Raw genomic sequence first — 17,554 nt, 5'->3', positions numbered from 1 at the left:
TTAGGATTGGCGCATGCCGGTTTCTCTTGGGATGCCCTCGGCCCCCGCACCTGTCCTCGCGCCCCGCCGCAAGACCCGCAAGATCAAGGTCGGCAAGGTCGACGTCGGTGGTGACGCACCCATCTCCGTGCAGTCGATGACGACGACGCCGACGACGGACATCAACGCCACGCTCCAGCAGATCGCCGAGCTCACGGCGTCTGGTTGCGACATCGTGCGCGTGGCCTGCCCGAGCCAGGACGACGCGGAGGCGCTGCCCGCCATCGCTCGCAAGGCGCAGATCCCCGTCATCGCCGACATTCACTTCCAGCCCAAGTACGTCTACGCCGCCATCGAGGCGGGCTGTGCAGGTGTGCGCGTCAACCCGGGCAACATCCGCAAGTTCGACGACCAGGTCAAGCAGATCGCCAAGGAGGCGAAGGACGCGGGTGTCTCCATCCGCATCGGCGTCAACGCCGGCTCGCTCGACAAGCGTCTGCTCGAGAAGTACGGCAAGCCGACCGCTGAGGCGCTCGTCGAGTCGGCCGTCTGGGAGGCGAGCCTCTTCGAGGAGCACGACTTCCACGACTTCAAGATCTCGGTCAAGCACAACGACCCGGTCGTCATGGTGCGCGCCTACGAGATGCTCGCCGAGCGCGGCGACTGGCCGCTCCACCTCGGCGTCACGGAGGCCGGCCCCGCCTTCCAGGGCACGATCAAGTCCGCCACGGCGTTCGGCGCCCTGCTCTCGCGCGGCATCGGCGACACGATCCGCGTCAGCCTGTCGGCCCCGCCGGTCGAAGAGGTCAAGGTCGGCAACCAGATCCTGCAGTCGCTCAACCTCAAGCCGCGCAAGCTCGAGATCGTGAGCTGCCCCAGCTGTGGCCGTGCGCAGGTCGACGTCTACACGCTCGCCGAGCAGGTGACGAAGGGCCTCGAAGGCATGGAGGTGCCGCTGCGCGTCGCCGTCATGGGCTGCGTCGTCAACGGTCCGGGCGAGGCCCGTGAGGCCGACCTCGGCGTCGCCTCCGGCAACGGCAAGGGCCAGATCTTCGTCAAGGGTGAGGTCATCAAGACGGTGCCCGAGTCGCAGATCGTCGAAACCCTCATCGAAGAGGCCATGCGCATCGCCGAGGAGATGGGCGAGGACGCCGAGGGCGGCGCGCCCTCGGTCTCCGTCAGCTGACGCCCCGCATGCTGCGCACCTCCGGCGTTCGGACGCTCAGTGCGGCCGACGTCGACGACGCCCGTGCGCTGTGCGACCTCGACCGCGTCCACAACGTCTTCGTCGCCGCACGTCTCGACGAAGGCCTGCTCGGCGCCGGGGGAGTGGCCTTCGGTCTCGGCGGCTCGCCGTTGCGCTCGATGGTGTGGGCTTCGGCCAACGTCGTGCCGGTGAACCTCGCGTCCGAGGACGTCGCCCGGTACGCGAGTCGCCTTCGGCGCGGCAAGCGGCGCTTTGCCTCGCTCTTCGGTCCGGCCGACCAGACGCTTGCCCTGTGGAACCACCTGCGTGGCTCCTTCGGTGAGCCCATGTCCTACCGACCCGAGCAACCTCTCATGTTGGCGTCGCGCTCGGCGCGAGAGAAGACCGGGGTCACTCCCGACCGGCGCGTCCGCCCGGCACGGCGTGACGACCTCGACGCTCTCGTTCCCGCTGCCGCTGCGATGTTCACCGAGGAGATCGGGTACCGCCCGTACGTCGGCAGCGACGCGGTGTACCGGGCCGGCATCGCACGTCTCGTCGAGCAGGGGCGCACCTACGTCGTCACCGAAGGTGACGAGATCGTGTTCAAGGCCGATGTCGGCTCGCTCGCCTCGGGTGTGGCGCAGATCCAGGGCGTCTGGGTGGCGCCGAGCCATCGAGGGCGCGGCCTCGCCGCACCGTGCATGGCCGCCGTCGCCGACCTCGTCGAGCAGACTCATGCGGATACCGTGAGTCTCTACGTCAACGACTACAACCTCCCGGCGCTGCGTGCCTACCTCACGGCGGGCTTCGAGCGCGTGGGCACCTTCGCCACCGTCATCCTTTAGGAGATCGTCATGGACCTGCGAGCGAACATCACTCACCTCACGCCGGTGGCGCGGGGTCTCGTCGGCGCGTACGTCGTCTCCGGCGTCATCCACCTCGTCAAGCCTCAGGTGTTCGAGGGCATCGTGCCGAAGCAACTGCCGCGACGTCGTGAGCTCGTCTATGTGAGTGGTGTCGCCGAACTGGCCTGTGCAGCAGGGATGCTCACGCCGCGCACCCGTGAGGTTGCAGGCGTCGCGTCGGCTGCTCTGCTCGTGGCGGTGTTCCCCGCCAACGTCGAGATGGCGCGTCAGGCGCACTCGCGCATCACGCGCCGTGGCAGCACGCCGCAGCGTGAGGTGCAGCGCGCCCTGAGCGTGGCACGTCTTCCGCTACAGTGGCCGCTCATCCGCTCGAGCGTCGCAATTGCTCGGGGTGGCCGCGGCTAGAGAGAGCCGCTCCTAGGGCTGCGTCGTTCAGCCCCGCGGGTGACGCAGCCGCGTCGCCTCGACCCCGTCGGGTGCTTCACCACGGACGGCGCGGGCAGGCGGTCGATCGCCGCGGATCGAGGCCACCATGTCGAGCACCCTCCGCGTTGCACGCACGTCGTGAGCGCGAAAGACCGTCACACCGAGCCACGCCGCGACGGCGGTGGCCCCGAGCGACCCTTCGAGCCGCTCGTCGGCCGGGAGGTCGAGGCTCTCGCCGACGAAGTCCTTGCGTGAGATGGCCTGCATGACGGGCAGGCCGAGCGCGACGACGTCGTCGCTGTGGCGCAGCACCGTGAGGGAGTGACGGGTCGTCTTGCCGAAGTCGAGCGTCGGGTCGAGCAGGATGCGTTCGTCCGGCACACCCGCAACGCGCACTCGGTCGGCTTCGACGGCGAGGCCTCGCACGACGTCATTCACGACGTCGAGGTCGTCGTCGCCGTAGGTGATGGCGACGGGGTCGGTGCGCGGGGGCAGGCCACCCGTATGACTGCACACGATGCCTGCCCCGATTCTGGCTGCGACGCTGGCGAGATCGTCGTCGTGGCCGGCCCACGTGTCGTTGACGAGGTCGATCTCCGCGTCGGCGCAGGCGAGCACGACGTCGGAGCGCCACGTGTCGAGCGACAGCACCACGTCGGGGTAACGCCGGCGGGCCTCGAGGAGGAAGGGCAGAACTCGCTCCGTTTCCTCCTCGGCACTCACCCACGCACCCTCGCCGCCTGCCCGTACTCCACCGACGTCGATGATGTCCGCGCCCTCGGAGACGCAGTCTCGAGCGCCGTCAGGGCGTCGTCGAGATCAGAGTGTCGGTTGCCGGCGTAGAAGGAGTCGGGGGTGCGGTTGACGATCGCCATGACGGCCGGGTGTCGCGCGTCGAAGCGTCGACCCCGCAGGACGAGGGGAGCCGGGGACGCGAGTCGGTCGTGCGGATGATTGGGCACGCGACGACTCTACTGGGGCGATGCGGGCGAGCGTGCTGTTCAGACCGAAGGGCGCGCACCGCCAGTAAGCGGTGCGCGCGCTCCTCGCGCGTCGGGGACGGCGTCAGTTGAAGGCGTTGAAGACGCCGCCGAGACCGCCGGACTGGTTGCCGCTCGGGGCGATGCTGGACGCCCACGCGGCGAACGCCGACGGGTTGCGCGACTGCAGGTAGACGCGGCCGGGGCCGACGAAGTCGAACACCAGACCCTCACCGGACTTCATCGACTGGATCGACTTGCCCTCGACGGCGCGGCGGGTGCGGAACTGCATGTTGAGGTCGTACGCGACGACGTGCCCGGTGTCGATGACGACCTGCTCGCCGGGCTGCAGGTCAACGATGTCGATGGCGCCGTAGACGGACAGCAGGACGAGGCCCTCGCCGCTGGCCTGCAGACCGAAACCGCCCTCACCACCGAAGAGGTTGCCCATGCCGCCGAACTTCGAGGAGATCTCCGTGCCGTAGCTGTTCGCCATCCAGTTACCGCGAGCCACGAAGAACGGGCGGTCGGGGCGCATCTCGATCGGCAGGATGTCGCCGGGCAAGACGCCGGCAACGTCCACCCAACCCCCGTTCTGGGGCGCCGTGTAGGTGGTGGTGAAGAACGACTCACCGGCGAGCACGGAGCGCTTCAGGCCCTGCATGACGCCGCCCGCTTCCTTGCTCGAGATCTGCACGCCGGGGGAGTGCGCCATCATCGCGCCGGACTCGACCTGGACGGGCTCTCCGGGCGCGAGGAACATGCGGGCCACAGCGAACGAAGGGTTGTGGCGAAGGTTGATCTGCATACCGCCATCATGGCAGCGGAGACGGTGAGTTTCGGGGGTTCTGGCCGACTATCATTGGCCGGTATGACGATTGCCCCGTAGGTGGGCTCGTCACCCGAGATCGAGGAGAGCCAACGTGGCACAGCGCATGTCCAACCTGTTCCTGCGAACGCTTCGCGAGAACCCTTCGGACGCCGAGCTGCCGGGTCACCAGTTGCTCGTGCGCGCGGGCTATGTGCGTCGCGCCGCCCCCGGCATCTACACCTGGCTGCCGCTGGGCCTCAAGGTTCTGCGCAAGGTGGAGGCCATCGTCCGCGAGGAGATGGAGGCCATCGGTGGTCAGGAACTGAGCTTCCCCGCCCTCCTGCCGCGTGAGCCCTACGAGGCCACGGGTCGTTGGGAGGAGTATGGCCCGAACCTGTTCCGCCTCGCCGATCGCAAGGGCGTCGACATGCTGCTCGGCCCCACGCACGAGGAGATGTTCACGGTCACGGTCAAGGACATGTTCTCGAGCTACAAGGAACTGCCCACGATCCTGTTCCAGATCCAGACGAAGTACCGCGACGAGGCGCGTCCCCGCGCCGGTCTGCTGCGCGGACGCGAGTTCATCATGAAGGACTCGTACTCGTTCGACCACACGCCCGAGGGCCTCGAGGAGAACTACCTCAAGCACCGCGGTGCGTACGTCAAGATCTTCGACCGCCTCGGCTTCGAGTACGTCGCCGTCCACGCCGACTCCGGTGCCATGGGCGGCAGCGCCTCGGAGGAGTTCCTCGCCGTCAGCCCGCACGGTGAGGACACCTTCGTGCGCAGCCCCGGGGGATTCGCCGCAAACGTCGAGGCCGTCGTCGTGCCGCAGGCCGAGCCCATCGAGGTGACCGCCGGCGCCGCGCATGTCGAGGACACACCTGACACCCCGACGATCGACACGCTCGTCGCGGCCCTCAACGCGAAACATCCGCGCACGGACGGCCGTGAGTGGGCCGCCGCCGACACGCTCAAGAACGTCCTCGTCATGCTCGTCCACCCCGACGGCACGCGTGAACCCCTGGCCATCGGTGTGCCCGGTGACCGCGAGGTCGACGCCAAGCGTCTCGAGGCGCAGGTGTCGCCGGCCGACGTCGAGGCCTTCGAGGAGAAGGACTTCGCCACCTTCCCGATGCTGGCCAAGGGCTACATCGGCCCGGGCGTCCTGGCGGAGTCGAACAGCAGCGGCATCCGCTACCTGCTCGACCCGAGCATCGCCGAGGGTTCGGCGTGGGTGACCGGCGCGGACGAACCCGGCAAGCACGTCATCGACCTCGTGCACGGCCGTGACTTCACCGCTGACGGCACGATCCAGGCCGCGCAGATCAAGGAAGGCGACCCGGCGCCCGACGGTTCCGGGCCGCTCACGCTCGCACGCGGTATCGAGATGGGGCACATCTTCCAGCTCGGCACGAAGTACGCCGAGGCCCTCGGTCTCAAGGTGCTCGACGAGAACGGCAAGCTCGTCACGGTGACGATGGGCTCCTACGGCATCGGCGTCTCGCGCGCGGTGGCCGCCATCGCCGAGAGCAACCTCGACGAGCTCGGCCTCATCTGGCCGCGCCACATCGCACCGTTCGACGTGCACGTCGTCGCCACGGGCAAGGACGCCTCCGTCTACGAGCAGGCCGAGAAGGTCGTCGCCGACCTCGAGGCACAGGGTCTCGACGTGCTCTACGACGACCGCCCGAAGGTGAGCCCCGGCGTGAAGTTCAAGGACGCCGAGCTCATCGGCGTGCCGACGATCGTCGTGCTCGGCCGCGGCCTGGCCGACGGCGTCGTCGAGGTGAAGGACCGCCGCAGCGGCGATAAGCGTGACGTCCCCCTTGCAGAGCTGACGCAGGCCGTCGTCACGGACGTGCGCGGCTGATCCGCGCTCTCCTTCTCGCCGACGAGGGCCCCGGCGCCGATGTCGGGGCCCTCGTGCGTGTGGAGACCCGGCCGCGTCGCACGTGAGACCGAGTTGCCGCAGCCGAGTGGCTGCACGACGATGTCGTGGTGAACGACCCGGAGCTGATGACCCTCGTCCTGCTCGGCCTGGCTGCTGCCTGCGCCGGCTGGATCGACGCCGTCGTCGGCGGTGGCGGGCTCGTGCAGTTGCCCGCTCTCATGGTCGCGTTTCCGCACGCTGCCCCGGCACAGTTGCTCGCGACGAACAAGCTGGGCTCGATCTGCGGCACGTCGGTGAGTTCCGCGACGTATCTGCGCCGAGTCAAACCTGACCTGCGCACAGCCCTACCGCTGGCGGGCTTCTCGTTTGCCGGTTCGGTGGCAGGCGCCGCCGTCGCGAGCCACATCCCGCGCTCGGCCTTCAACCCGATCATCCTCGTCGTGCTCGTCTGCGTGGGTGCCTACACCCTCCTCAAGCCGTCCATGGGTCAGCTCGAGAACCTGCGTCACGCCGGAACGCGCCGTCACTACGGCACGGCTGCGGCCATCGGGCTCGGCGTCGGTTTCTACGACGGCGCTCTCGGCCCCGGCACGGGCAGCTTCTTCGTCTTCGCCCTCGTGAGCCTGCTCGGATACCGCTTCCTCGAGGCGTCGGCCAAGGCGAAGCTCGCGAACTTCGCCACCAACCTGGCATCCCTCGTCGTCTTCATCCCCGCCGGAGCGGTGATGTGGAAGGTCGGGCTCGTGCTCGGGCTGGCCAACCTCGCCGGCGGCTACGTCGGCGCGCGCACGGCCGTGTCGAAGGGTGCCGGGTTCGTCCGCGTCGTCTTCGTGCTCGTCGTGGGCGCGTTCGTGGTCAAGATCGGCTACGACACAGCGCACCAGTTCGGGCTCGTCTGACGGCTCAGCTCGCCGGTTTCGCGTCGCAGCCCATGAGACCCATCGTCCTGACTGTCGTGCGGTAGGAGTCGGCGTTCGAGGTCGGGCTCGCCAGTTCCACGTGTCGCGTCGTCTGGTTCTGGTAGGTCGGCTGGAACGTCATCGACCGTTTCCACTTGCCGGCTGCGTCCCGCTCGAAGGTCACGGCGGCGAACGCTCGCTCGGCGGTTCCTGGCTTGATCGCCGCGATCTGCCCGCTGAAGAAGTTGCCGAGCGAGTAGGTCACATAGCGACCGTTCACCTTGTCGCAGGGTTGTACGACGTGCGGGTGGTTGCCGATGATCCAGTCGACCTGGCCGGAGCGCATCAGCTCCGCCGTCACCTGCTTCTGCTGAGCGTTGACCCCTTCGTACTCATAACCCCAGTGCATGGAGACGAGCACGAGGTCCGCGCCCTGGGCGCGCGCTGCGGCGGCATCCTTGACGACGCCCTTGGACGTGCGTGTGAACCACATGGCGTCCTTCAACCGAGGCGCTTCCTTCGGCACGCTCCACTGGTCGCCGACAGCGTTGATGAGGCTGTAGCTGTACGACAGCTGCGCGACCTTCAGACCGTTGGCCTCGTAGAACACGGGCTGGCCCTTCTCGCCTGCCTTCGTCCCGGGGCCGGAGGGTTTGAGATGGTTGGCCGCGAGGACTTCGCGCGTCTCCTCCATGCCCTTCTGGCCCCGGTCCCACGTGTGGTTGTTGGCCGTGCTGCACCCGTCGAAGCCCATTGATCGCGTCGCTGTAGCGAACTCGCGTGGCGCGTTGAAGCTGTACTCGACCGAAAGATCCGTGTTCGTGCGCGACAGCGGATTCTCCATCTGACAGATGGAGATCGTCGGGGCCCCGACCGTCGGCTTGAGGGCTGCGAAGAAGGGGGCGAAGGCGTAGCCCCGCCCTCCCGCGGCCGCTCGCGACGGTGCTCGCGTGGGCGATGAGGTCACCGGAGGCACCGATGGTGATCGTGGCGGGTCTGCCGGTGACCGGTTTCGGCGCGGGGATCGAGGAAGTGCCCGAACCGGAGGGAGCCTGCGAGTTCGGTGTGGTGCTCGACTCGGAGGAGGAGTGACTGCTCGCCGAGGTGGCCGACGGCGACGATGTCGACGAGCCCGAGGAGCATCCCGCGGCGAGAACGAGCGCGGCCGCGAGGACGGTGGCGTGGGCGCGGGTCCGCATGGGACGCATCGTAGGTCGTGGTGAACGACCCGTCAGGCGGAGAGTCCGGGAAGCGGACGCAGCGGTTCGCCGAGCTGCTCGGCCACCGCAGCCGCCCCGGACCAGACCGAGAGCAACCCCGCAGCTTCGTGTGCGCTCTTCGTGGAGGACGAGACCTTGGCAGCGCCCGACACGACTCCCAACGCGGCCTTGCGGGCCACGTCGTGAGCCTGCGCGTGGGTGGAGTACGTGCGCCAGGGCGCGCGTTTGCCGGCGGCCTGCGCGGGCATGCCGGCTTGGGTGAGTGAGCGCGCAGCATAGGCCCACTCGAGCTGCGCGGTGATCTCCTCGCGCGCGGAGAGCTTGGTGCGAGCCGCCGACCACTCGAGGGCGTCGATGACTGCTTCGACGGACGCGAGGAGAGTGCCGTCGGTTCGGGGCATGGCGATGGTCGAGGGCCACCGGACGGTGATGTCGGCGGATCGTAACGACGCGAGACTCGCGGCAGCGATCGCCAGGGCGACCGGCCGTGAGTTCCTGCTGACGCGCTGCAGGACGACTGCTGCCTGTGCTCCGGCCCAGACGCTCTCGGCCCTCGTCCACGACGTCGATTCGCCGGTGGGCGAGGCCGAGGGGGATGCCGACGGCGGGACCTGCTCGGGCGTCGAACTCGGCCTGCTCGCGGGGGTCGACGAACTTGAGCTCGTCGCCGGAGCACTCGGTGTGCCGGTTGCCGTCACCGACGGAAGCGTCGTGGCACCCAGGCCCTTCAGCGTCGCGTCGAGACGGTCGAGTTGGGCGTTGTGCAACTTCTGCGCAGTTCCGGCCTGGGCATGGTGGATGGTCTCGCGCTCCGCGGCCGTCATCGCTTCGACGAGCCAGGCGCGAACCTGCTCGAGCGGTTTCGTGTCAGGCGCGGGCTCCGCCTTGGGGCCGGGAACGGGGGCGTCACTCTCGAGCCGGAGCCCGCACCCGGCGAGCGGTGCGACGAGCGCGGCTGCGACGAAGGTGCGACGGGCGAGCGCGTGAGGGGGACGAGCAGACGGCATGCGCTCATCGTCCCACGCACGACGGGGGAGCGTTCACAGTGTGGACCGCTCGGAGTCATTAGTTGCAGTTGGGTGATGCAGAAGTAAGGGTTATGGGGCCGATGCGAGGAGTAGTGATGACGGCGACGACCCAGGCCCGCCCGAAGGGCCGTGCACGCAAGCCCGAAGGCCAGTGGGCCCTCGGGGAACGGGACCCCCTCAATCCGAACGAGGTCTTCAAGCAGGCCGACGCTCCGCTAAACGTTCGCCGCCGTATCCTCGAGGAGTACGCGGCCGGTGGATTCGACACGATCGAGGGCACCGACCTGCGTGGCCGCTTCCGCTGGATGGGTTTGTACACGCAGCGTCGCCCGGGTGTCGACGGTGGCAAGACGGCAACGTTGCCGCCCGAAGAACTCGACGACGAGTTCTTCATGATGCGCGTGCGCATAGACGGCGGCCAGCTCACCACCGAGCAGTTGCGAGTCCTCGCCGGCATCTCGACCGATTTCGCCCGCGACAGCGCCGACATCACGGACCGGCACAACATCCAGTACCACTGGATCGACGTCAAGGACGTGCCGGAGATCTGGGAGCGCCTCGAAGCCGTCGGTCTCGACACGATGGAAGCGTGCGGAGACTGCACCCGCACGGCCCTCGGTTCGCCCGTGGCCGGCGTGCACCCCGATGAGGTACTCGACGCCACCCCGGCGCTCGAATACATCAAGAAGCACTACGTCGGCGACCCCGAGCTGGCCAACCTTCCGCGCAAGTTCAAGACGGCGATCGCGTGGCTGCCCGACATGGCGCCCGAGATCAACGACATCAGCTTCGTCGGCTCGATCCATCCCGAGCACGGACCGGGCTTCGACCTGCAGATCGGCGGGGGCCTCTCGACCAAGCCGTTCTTCGCCCTGCGCCTCGGTGCCTGGGTGCCCCTCGAGGAGGTGCCCGAGGTGTGGCTCGCCGTCGTCAAGCTCTTCCGCGACTACGGCTTCCGACGCCTGCGCAACCGCGCGCGCCTCAAGTACCTCGTCGAGGAATGGGGCGCCGAGCGCACCCGGCAGGTGCTCGAGGAGGAGTTCCTCGGTCGAAAGCTCGTCGACGGGCCGCCAGCGCCCACGCCGAAGCACACGATCGATCACATCGGTGTGCACCGCCAGAAGGACGGCGACAACTTCGTCGGCTTCGCCTCCGTCGCCGGTCGCACGAGCGGTACGGCGCTCGCGGCCGTCGCGGACGCCGTGGAAGCTGCGGGTTCGGCCAGGGTGCGACTCACGCCCTATCAGAAGCTCGTCGTGCTCGACGTGGCCGACGAGAACGTCGAGGCACTCGTCGACACGATGCGACCGCTGGGCTTCGAGGCCCGCCCGTCGCACTGGCGTCGCGCCACGATGGCGTGCACCGGCATCGAGTTCTGCAAGCTCGCCATCGTCGAGACGAAGAAGCGCGCGGCCGACCTCGTCGAGGAACTGGAGACGCGCCTGGCACACCTCAACGAGGTCTTGGAACACCCCATCGCGATCCACCTCAACGGTTGCCCCAACTCGTGCGCCCGCATCCAGGTGGCCGACATCGGCCTCAAGGGGCAGATCGTCACGGACGAGAACGGCGAACAGGTGCCCGGCTACCAGGTGCACCTCGGAGGCGGTCTCGGGGAGGACCTCGTCGTCGGGCGCAAGCTGCGCGCGCACAAGGTGGTCGCCACCGAGCTGGGCGACTACGTCGAACGCGTCGTCACCCGGTTCGTCGAACAGCGTGAGGTGAGCGAGACCTTCGGCGACTGGGCTCGTCGCGCGGACGAGGAGTCTTTGCGATGAGCGCCGTCCGTGACGCCGAGACCCTGCGATCCGTGGCGGAGGCTGCTCGCCGCGATCTCGACGGAGCTCCGACGATCCGCGTGCTCGACTGGGCGCGCGAGGAGTTCGGTGACAAGTTCGCTGTCGCGAGTTCGATGCAGGACGCCGTTCTGCCGCACCTGGCGTCACGTGTCATGCCGGGTGTGGACGTGCTCTTCCTCGACACGGGCTACCACTTCTCCGAGACCATCGCGACGCGTGACCGGGTCGCGCAGGAGTACGACATCACCCTGCGCAACCTCACGCCGACCCAGAGCGTGGCCGAACAGGACGCGAGCTACGGCAAGGACCTGTTCTCCCGTGACCCGGACCTGTGCTGCACTCTGCGCAAGACGCACCCGCTCGACGATGCACTGGACGGGTACGAGGCGTGGGCGACGGGGGTGCGGCGCAGCGAGGCCGTGACACGCCGGGACACCCCGGTGGTCAGCTTCGACGAGCGCCGCGAACGGATCAAGGTGGCTCCCATCGTCGCGTGGAGCGACACCGACGTCGAGGAGTACATCGAGGCGTACGGCGTCATCAGTAACCCCCTGCTCACCCAGGGCTACCCCTCGATCGGGTGCGCCACGTGCACCCGCCGGGTCGCACCCGGAGAGGATGCTCGCGCCGGCCGCTGGGCGGGCCAGGACAAGACCGAATGCGGGATCAACCTGTGAGCGTCGCAACGGTGTGGCTGACCGGGCTCTCCGGTGCCGGCAAGTCGACGATCGCCCACGAGCTCGTGGAGGCCCTGCGCGCCCGGGGCGAGCGGGTCGAACTCCTCGACGGCGACGAACTGCGCGAATCCCTGAGCAAGGGACTCGGCTTCTCGCGCGAGGACCGCACCACGCACGTCACGCGGGTCGGCTTCCTCGCCGACATGTTGGCACGCAACGGAGTCTGGGCCGTCGTGCCTGTCATCGCCCCGTATGCGGACGCCCGCGAGCAGAACCGAGCACGCCACGAGGCGAGCGGTGCCCGTTATGTCGAAGTCCACGTCGCAACCTCGCTCGAGGAGTGCGCACGACGCGATGTCAAGGGCCTCTACGCCAAGGCCCGCGCTGGCGAAATCCCTGCGATGACCGGGGTCGACGACCCCTACGAGATTCCCGAGGACCCTGATCTTCGCCTCGAGACCGAGGGCCGCAGCGTGCGTGATTCAGCGGCTGAAGTGCTCGCCCTCCTTCTGCCCGACGAGTCAGAAAGGACCCTGTCATGACCGTGCTCGAGCACACCCCGACGAACCCCGCCGAAGCCTCGACGCTCCGCGCTCTCGAAGCGGAGGCCATCGAGATCATCCGTGAAGTCGTCGCCGAGTTCGACCGTCCTGCACTTCTGTTCAGCGGTGGCAAGGACTCGGCCGTGTTGCTCCACGTGGCGCTCAAGGCGCTCGCGCCGGCGCCGCTGCCCATCACACTGCTCCACGTCGACACGGGACACAACCTGCCCGAGGTGATCGCCTTCCGTGACGAGATCGTCGCTCGCCACGGCCTGCGGCTGCACGTCGCGGCCGTGGAGGACTGGATCGCCGACGGACGCCTCACCGAGCGTCCGGACGGCACGCGCAACCCGTTGCAGACGGTGCCGCTCGTCGACACGATCGCCGAGCAGAAGTTCGACGCGCTCCTCGGTGGCGCACGTCGTGACGAGGATCGTGCACGCGCCAAGGAACGCATCTTCTCCGTGCGCAACGCGCTCGGCGGATGGGATCCGCGCAACCAACGACCCGAACTGTGGAACGTCTACAACGGGCGGCACGCGCCGGGGGAGAACACGCGCGTCTTCCCGCTGAGCAACTGGACCGAGCTCGACATCTGGCGCTACATCGAGGCCGAGAACGTCGCGCTCCCGCCGATCTACTTCGCCCACGATCGCGAGGTGTTCGAACGTGACGGAATGTGGCTCACGTCGGGCCCGTGGTTCGGTCCGCGCCCGGACGAGAAGGTCGTGACCAAGAGCGTCCGCTACCGGACTGTGGGTGACGGATCGTGCACCGGCGCAGTCGAATCCAGTGCCCGAACCGCCGCCGAGATCATCGCCGAAGTGGCCGCCAGCCACCTCACCGAACGGGGCGCCACACGCGCCGACGACCGCCTCTCCGAGGCCGCGATGGAAGACCGCAAGCGAGAGGGGTACTTCTGATGACAACGACCCACGTGACACCCACGGGCCGACCGGAGACGGGACGCGAGGTCGCGGTGCCATCACGGCCGGCTGACGCCAGCGGTGCTACAGCGGCTCCGGAACAATTGCGCCTCGTCGTCGCGGGCAGCGTCGATGACGGCAAGTCCACCCTCGTCGGGCGCTTGCTGCACGACACGAAGAACATCCTGGCCGACACGTTCGACTCCATGGTCGCGGCGAGCACGTCTCGCGGAGCCGACACCGTCGACCTCGCGCTGTTGACCGACGGTCTGCGTGCGGAGCGGGAGCAAGGCATCACGATCGATGTGGCGTACCGCTACTTCTCCACGCCGCAGCGCACCTTCGTCCTGGCCGACACCCCGGGCCACGTCCAGTACACCCGCAACATGGTGACGGGCGCGTCGACGGCGGATGCGGCGGTGATTCTCGTCGACGTGCGGCACGGCGTCTCGGCGCAGACCCGGCGGCACGCGGCTCTCATGGCGTTGCTCCGCGTGCCGCACGTCGTGTTCGCGCTCAACAAGATGGATGCTGTGGACTGGTCCGAGGAGCGCTTCGACGAGGTTGCCCGCGACACCCGTGACCTCGTCGAGAAGGTGGGCTTGGCGGGCGACGTCGCCGTCGTCCCCCTGTCGGCCCTCACCGGAGAGGGTGTTGTCGCGCCGGCCCCTTCCTGGTATGAGGGCGAGCCTCTGCTCACGCTGCTGGAGAACCTTCCGGTGGCTCGCGACCTGCGGGTCGAGAACTTCCGGATGCCGGTGCAACTCGTCATCCGCCCGCGCACGAGCGACCACCCCGACTACCGGGGAATGGCCGGACGCATCACGTCCGGCGTCGTGCGTCTCGGAGACGTCGTGCGTGCCTCCACCCTCGGGCTGGGATCACGGGTGATCGGCATCGACACACCCACGGGCTCGGCGCAGGAAGCGGGCGCCGGTGAATCCGTGACGATCCGCCTGGCCGACGAACTCGACGTCGCCCGCGGTGACGTCCTCGTCGTCGAGTCCGAGGCGGACGCACCCGACGTGACGAGCGAGCTCAAGGGTGTCGTGGCGTGGCTCGCCGAAGGTTCGACCACGCCGCGCCAGCGTGTTCTCGTCAAGGCGGGAACGAAGGTGGTGCGAGCGGTCCTCACCGACGTCACCCATCACTGGGACGTCGAGGAGAGCACGTGGCACCCGGCCGACGGAGCGCATTCCCTTGGCCTCAACGACATCGGGCAGGTCGTGCTCCACCTCGCGGAGCCGGTGGCCGTCGACGCCTACTCCCGCCACCGGGGCACGGGCGCCTTCCTCGTCATCGATCCTGCGAGCGGGGCCACGATCGGGGGTGGCATGGTCGGGGCCGACCTCGGCCTCGGGGCGCAGGTCGCCGGTGAGGAGCCGGAGGAAGAGTCCGAAGAGGATTGGCTGGCCGGCTGACATGACCACCCTCGATCGTCCCTCGCGACGCGCCGTTCTCGCGGCCGCTGTGGGGGCACCCTTCGCCCTGCCCGCCCTCACCGCGTGCGGCGCCGCAGGGGCGTCCCCGCACAGGCTTCGCCTCGGCTACTTCGCCAACGTCACGCACGGTGTGGCCGTGGCCGGCATGGCTCGGGGCACGTTCGCTGAGCGTCTGCCCGGTGTGCGTCTTGAGCCACAGATCTTTCCGAGCGGACCCTCGGCCGTTCAGGCGATGCTCGCCGGCGCGCTGGACGTCGCCTACCTAGGACCCAACCCGGCGATCACCGCGTGGGTGCGGACGAAGGGTCAGGGCGTGCGGCTCGTGGCCGGTGGTGCCTCAGGAGGCGCCGCGCTCGTGGCACGCAAGGGCATCGAGAGCGTCGAAGGCCTGCGCGGTCGTCGGGTCTCGACGCCGCAGCTCGGCGGCACTCAGGACGTTGCGCTCAAGACGCTGTTGCGGGAGAAGGGCATCTCCACCGGTTCCGGCAAGGACGCGGTCGAGGTGCTGTGGATGGCCAACAGCCAGACTCTCGACCAGTTCAAGCAGAACCGCCTCGATGCGTCGTACCAGGCCGAACCGTGGGTGTCGCGGCTCGTCGAGGAAGCGGGGGCCCACGTTCTCGTGGACGAGCGCACCCGGTGGCCGGGCGGGCGCTTCGCCACGACGTGCGTCGTCGTGTCCGAGGACTACCGCCGCCGCTGCCCCGAGCAGGTGGAGGCGCTGCTCGGCGCGCATGTCGACACGGTGCGGTGGATCCGGGCGCACCGCGACGAGGCATCGACCCTGCTCAACTCCGAGATCGAGCGAATCGCCGGGAAGAAGCTCAAGCCCACCGTGATCGAACGCGCCATGAGGAGCGTCGAGTTCGGCTGGGATCCGATGCTCACCAACGTCGCCGAGGTGGCCGAGCACACCTGGGCCACGGGCGGTATCGAGGTGAAACCGAATCTGCACGGCATCGCGGATCTCGCGCCGCTCAACCGAGCGCTCGCCGCACGAGGTCTCGAGCGCGCCGCCGACGGCGGTTACGGCGCACGAGGAAAGGCCTGACATGACCGACACCCGACCACAGCTGCGCCGACCCGAGCCGACGAGCCCGGGGGAGCACGACGTGCGCCCGGCCGTCTCACTGCGCGCGCTGCGCAAGGTCTTCGGCCACGGCGAGGACGCCGTCGAAGCCATCGGTGGCATCGACCTCGACGTCGCGCCGGGTGAGTTCGTCTCCGTCCTCGGAGCCTCCGGCTGTGGCAAGTCGACACTCCTGTCGATCGTTGCGGGACTTGAACCCGCCACATCCGGAGTCGTGGAGGTCGACGGACCGCAGCCCGCGCTCATGTTCCAGGAGAGCGCACTGTTCCCGTGGCTCACGGCACGCGAGAACGTCGAGGCCCCGATGCGCTTCGGGGGAGTGGCGGCCCCAGAGCGCCGCGCACGAGCCGAAGAACTGCTCGAGACGGTACGCCTCGCCGGTGCCGGCGGCCGTCGCGTGCACGAGCTGTCCGGCGGTCAGCGCCAGCGCGTCGCGATGGCGAGAGCTCTGGCCCAGAACGCGCGGGTGCTGCTCATGGACGAACCGTTCGCGGCGCTCGACGCCATGACCCGTGACCTCCTGCACGGCGAGCTCACCGAGGTGTGGCAGCGCGAGCGGATGGCTGTCGTCTTCGTCACCCACAACGTGCGTGAGGCCGTGCGCCTCGGCCAGCGTGTCGTCCTGCTCTCCTCGCGCCCCGGCCGCGTGGCGCGGACGTGGGACGTCGACCTGCCGCACCCGCGCATCATCGAGGACTCGGGCGTGGGTGACCTCTCCCGGGAGATCACCGCCCGCCTGCGAGAGGAGATCAGCCGCCATGCCCACGCCTGATTCGAGCCGTAGCTACGCGGAGGACCCGTTCGAGGTCGATGCGCACCGACACCGTTCCGTCGCGCGCGCCACGCCGGCGATCAGCGACGCCGACGTGACCTCGGGCCTCGACCGTCTCGAGGGCCAGGCGCGACCCAAGCGTCGCCGCGTCGACCTCACGTCCGTCCTCGCGCCGCTCGGCGCGCTGGCCCTCGTCGCCCTCGGGTGGCAGTGCCTCGTCTGGTTGCAGGTGAAGCCGACGTGGGCCCTGCCGCCGCTGGGCGACATTGCTGCCGCGCTGTGGCGCTCGCTCACCTCGGGCGACGCGCTCTCGGCGATCTGGGTGAGCCTTCGCCGCGGGGTGATCGCGTTCCTCGTCGCCGTCGTGTTGGGCAGCGCGCTCGGCCTGCTCGTGGGGCGTCACCGGTTGGCGCGCAAGGCCTTCCGGCCCCTGCTGGCCGCCATCCAGTCCCTGCCGTCGGTGGCGTGGGTGCCGTTCGCGGTCATGATGTTCTACCTCACGGACACGACGATCTACGCCGTCATTCTGCTGTCCGCGGTGCCGTCGATCGCGATGGGCCTCATCGGCGGCCTCGACCAAGTGCCACCGCTGCTCGAACGGGCCGGCCGGACGCTCGGTGCGTCGCGCACGCAGCTGGTACGTCACGTCCTGCTTCCCGCCGCGATGCCGACCTACCTCGCCGGTATCAAGCAGGGGTGGGCCTTCGCGTGGCGTTCCCTCATGGCCGCCGAACTCATCGTCTCCTCGCCCGAACTGGGCTTCGGTCTCGGCTCGATGCTCAGCCAGGGACAGGCGAACTCCGACATGCCGACGGTCATCGCCGCGATCGCTCTCGTCCTTGCTGTCGGTCTGGCCGTGGAACTGCTGCTCTTCAACCCGATCGAGCGCAGCTTGCTGCGTCGTCGCGGCCTCACCGCGGGCGCGCTGTGACCTCAGGCAGAGCCGACCCACCCCAAAGGCGCGTGTCCCGTGGGGGTCAGGTTCGGTAAGGTGGATGCGCGCGGGCCGAGTGC

The 17,554-nt window shown here is 68.9% G+C and carries 18 protein-coding genes; 13 read left to right on the top strand and 5 right to left on the bottom strand.

Translation table 11 applies throughout. The annotated features are described in order from the left end of the window. Positions 1-13 precede the first annotated feature (13 nt). The 3 genes from ispG to D1832_RS03900 are packed head-to-tail and all read left to right on the top strand — an operon-like array spanning position 14 to position 2,439. A complete protein-coding gene (gene ispG, locus D1832_RS03910) occupies positions 14-1,165 on the top strand; it encodes a flavodoxin-dependent (E)-4-hydroxy-3-methylbut-2-enyl-diphosphate synthase (protein ID WP_047312006.1) in 1,152 nt (383 codons plus the stop codon). 8 nt (positions 1,166-1,173) lie between these two features. Next, positions 1,174-2,013 (top strand): GNAT family N-acetyltransferase, encoded by an 840-nt coding sequence (locus D1832_RS03905; protein WP_118912699.1) that lies wholly within the window; start codon positions 1,174-1,176, stop codon positions 2,011-2,013. A 9-nt stretch (positions 2,014-2,022) separates the two neighbouring features. Beyond that, the gene (locus D1832_RS03900) at positions 2,023-2,439 is read left to right on the top strand and encodes a DoxX family protein (RefSeq protein WP_118912698.1); all 417 of its coding nucleotides are present in this window, start codon (positions 2,023-2,025) and stop codon (positions 2,437-2,439) included. A gap of 27 nt (positions 2,440-2,466) precedes the next feature. Here the strand turns inward: D1832_RS03900 and folP are convergent, their stop codons facing one another. The 3 genes from folP to D1832_RS03890 form a co-directional block, all read right to left on the bottom strand. Beyond that, positions 2,467-3,225, bottom strand: a complete 759-nt coding sequence (folP, locus tag D1832_RS03895) for a dihydropteroate synthase (RefSeq protein WP_338067286.1) — start codon at positions 3,223-3,225, stop codon at positions 2,467-2,469. After that, the gene (locus tag D1832_RS16095; RefSeq protein ID WP_338067283.1) at positions 3,180-3,422 is read right to left on the bottom strand and encodes a hypothetical protein; all 243 of its coding nucleotides are present in this window, start codon (positions 3,420-3,422) and stop codon (positions 3,180-3,182) included. Before D1832_RS16095 ends, folP begins: the two co-directional genes overlap by 46 nt. 103 nt (positions 3,423-3,525) lie before the next feature. Beyond that, complete coding sequence (locus D1832_RS03890) at positions 3,526-4,248, bottom strand: TIGR00266 family protein (RefSeq protein ID WP_118912697.1); 723 nt, start codon at positions 4,246-4,248, stop codon at positions 3,526-3,528. Positions 4,249-4,363: 115 nt separating this feature from the next. On the opposite strand from D1832_RS03890, the gene D1832_RS03885 reads away from it, so the two are divergent. Together D1832_RS03885 and D1832_RS03880 are read left to right on the top strand one after the other, a co-directional pair. Next, positions 4,364-6,124 carry a proline--tRNA ligase gene (locus D1832_RS03885; protein WP_118912696.1) on the top strand — a complete coding sequence of 587 codons (1,761 nt, stop codon included), beginning with the start codon at positions 4,364-4,366 and terminating at the stop codon, positions 6,122-6,124. Positions 6,125-6,252: 128 nt separating this feature from the next. Beyond that, positions 6,253-7,044, top strand: coding sequence for a TSUP family transporter (locus D1832_RS03880; protein ID WP_118912799.1), 792 nt, complete (start codon positions 6,253-6,255; stop codon positions 7,042-7,044). A 4-nt stretch (positions 7,045-7,048) separates the two neighbouring features. On the opposite strand, the gene D1832_RS03875 is transcribed toward D1832_RS03880, so the two are convergent. After that, the gene (locus D1832_RS03875) at positions 7,049-8,011 is read right to left on the bottom strand and encodes a CapA family protein (RefSeq protein WP_182434648.1); all 963 of its coding nucleotides are present in this window, start codon (positions 8,009-8,011) and stop codon (positions 7,049-7,051) included. A gap of 264 nt (positions 8,012-8,275) precedes the next feature. Further along, positions 8,276-9,271 (bottom strand): hypothetical protein, encoded by a 996-nt coding sequence (locus D1832_RS03865; RefSeq protein ID WP_118912693.1) that lies wholly within the window; start codon positions 9,269-9,271, stop codon positions 8,276-8,278. 116 nt (positions 9,272-9,387) lie between these two features. Between D1832_RS03865 and D1832_RS03860 the strand changes: the two genes are divergently transcribed. Genes D1832_RS03860 through D1832_RS03825 form a run of 8 tightly spaced genes read left to right on the top strand, consistent with a single transcriptional unit; the run spans position 9,388 to position 17,471 of the window. Then, the gene (locus D1832_RS03860) at positions 9,388-11,070 is read left to right on the top strand and encodes a nitrite/sulfite reductase (protein ID WP_118912692.1); all 1,683 of its coding nucleotides are present in this window, start codon (positions 9,388-9,390) and stop codon (positions 11,068-11,070) included. Beyond that, complete coding sequence (locus tag D1832_RS03855) at positions 11,067-11,768, top strand: phosphoadenylyl-sulfate reductase (protein WP_118912691.1); 702 nt, start codon at positions 11,067-11,069, stop codon at positions 11,766-11,768. The genes D1832_RS03860 and D1832_RS03855 overlap by 4 nt, the downstream gene beginning before the upstream one ends. After that, a complete protein-coding gene (gene cysC, locus D1832_RS03850; protein WP_241510853.1) occupies positions 11,765-12,310 on the top strand; it encodes an adenylyl-sulfate kinase in 546 nt (181 codons plus the stop codon). The genes D1832_RS03855 and cysC overlap by 4 nt, the downstream gene beginning before the upstream one ends. Next, on the top strand, positions 12,307-13,233 hold the full coding sequence (gene cysD, locus D1832_RS03845; RefSeq protein WP_118912689.1) for a sulfate adenylyltransferase subunit CysD: 927 nt from the start codon (positions 12,307-12,309) through the stop codon (positions 13,231-13,233). Before cysC ends, cysD begins: the two co-directional genes overlap by 4 nt. Then, complete coding sequence (locus D1832_RS03840; RefSeq protein WP_118912688.1) at positions 13,233-14,657, top strand: sulfate adenylyltransferase subunit 1; 1,425 nt, start codon at positions 13,233-13,235, stop codon at positions 14,655-14,657. The genes cysD and D1832_RS03840 overlap by 1 nt, the downstream gene beginning before the upstream one ends. Before the next feature lies 1 nt (position 14,658). Then, positions 14,659-15,729 (top strand): ABC transporter substrate-binding protein, encoded by a 1,071-nt coding sequence (locus tag D1832_RS03835; protein WP_118912687.1) that lies wholly within the window; start codon positions 14,659-14,661, stop codon positions 15,727-15,729. Position 15,730: 1 nt separating this feature from the next. Then, positions 15,731-16,540, top strand: coding sequence for an ABC transporter ATP-binding protein (locus D1832_RS03830; protein WP_082128831.1), 810 nt, complete (start codon positions 15,731-15,733; stop codon positions 16,538-16,540). Continuing rightward, positions 16,527-17,471: an ABC transporter permease gene (locus D1832_RS03825; protein WP_118912686.1), complete on the top strand. Its 945-nt coding sequence runs from the start codon at positions 16,527-16,529 to the stop codon at positions 17,469-17,471. The genes D1832_RS03830 and D1832_RS03825 overlap by 14 nt, the downstream gene beginning before the upstream one ends. Positions 17,472-17,554 lie beyond the last annotated feature (83 nt).

Origin of the sequence: Dermacoccus abyssi, from assembly GCF_003515945.1 — a bacterium.
Classification (GTDB): Bacteria; Actinomycetota; Actinomycetes; order Actinomycetales; family Dermatophilaceae; genus Dermacoccus; species Dermacoccus abyssi.
The sequence above is the reverse complement of the archived record's forward strand: the minus strand, read 5'-3'. Positions and strand labels throughout refer to the sequence as shown.

Coding starts and splice junctions, on each gene's coding strand:
- D1832_RS03830 (WP_082128831.1), top strand. CDS start 15,731: ATGACCGACACCCGACCACAGCTGCGCCGACCCGAGCCGACGAGCCCG.
- ispG (WP_047312006.1), top strand. CDS start 14: ATGCCGGTTTCTCTTGGGATGCCCTCGGCCCCCGCACCTGTCCTCGCG.
- D1832_RS03840 (WP_118912688.1), top strand. CDS start 13,233: ATGACAACGACCCACGTGACACCCACGGGCCGACCGGAGACGGGACGC.
- D1832_RS03855 (WP_118912691.1), top strand. CDS start 11,067: ATGAGCGCCGTCCGTGACGCCGAGACCCTGCGATCCGTGGCGGAGGCT.
- cysD (WP_118912689.1), top strand. CDS start 12,307: ATGACCGTGCTCGAGCACACCCCGACGAACCCCGCCGAAGCCTCGACG.
- D1832_RS03900 (WP_118912698.1), top strand. CDS start 2,023: ATGGACCTGCGAGCGAACATCACTCACCTCACGCCGGTGGCGCGGGGT.
- D1832_RS03825 (WP_118912686.1), top strand. CDS start 16,527: ATGCCCACGCCTGATTCGAGCCGTAGCTACGCGGAGGACCCGTTCGAG.
- D1832_RS03905 (WP_118912699.1), top strand. CDS start 1,174: ATGCTGCGCACCTCCGGCGTTCGGACGCTCAGTGCGGCCGACGTCGAC.
- D1832_RS03860 (WP_118912692.1), top strand. CDS start 9,388: ATGACGGCGACGACCCAGGCCCGCCCGAAGGGCCGTGCACGCAAGCCC.
- D1832_RS03865 (WP_118912693.1), bottom strand. CDS start 9,271: ATGCCGTCTGCTCGTCCCCCTCACGCGCTCGCCCGTCGCACCTTCGTC.
- D1832_RS03890 (WP_118912697.1), bottom strand. CDS start 4,248: ATGCAGATCAACCTTCGCCACAACCCTTCGTTCGCTGTGGCCCGCATG.
- D1832_RS03835 (WP_118912687.1), top strand. CDS start 14,659: ATGACCACCCTCGATCGTCCCTCGCGACGCGCCGTTCTCGCGGCCGCT.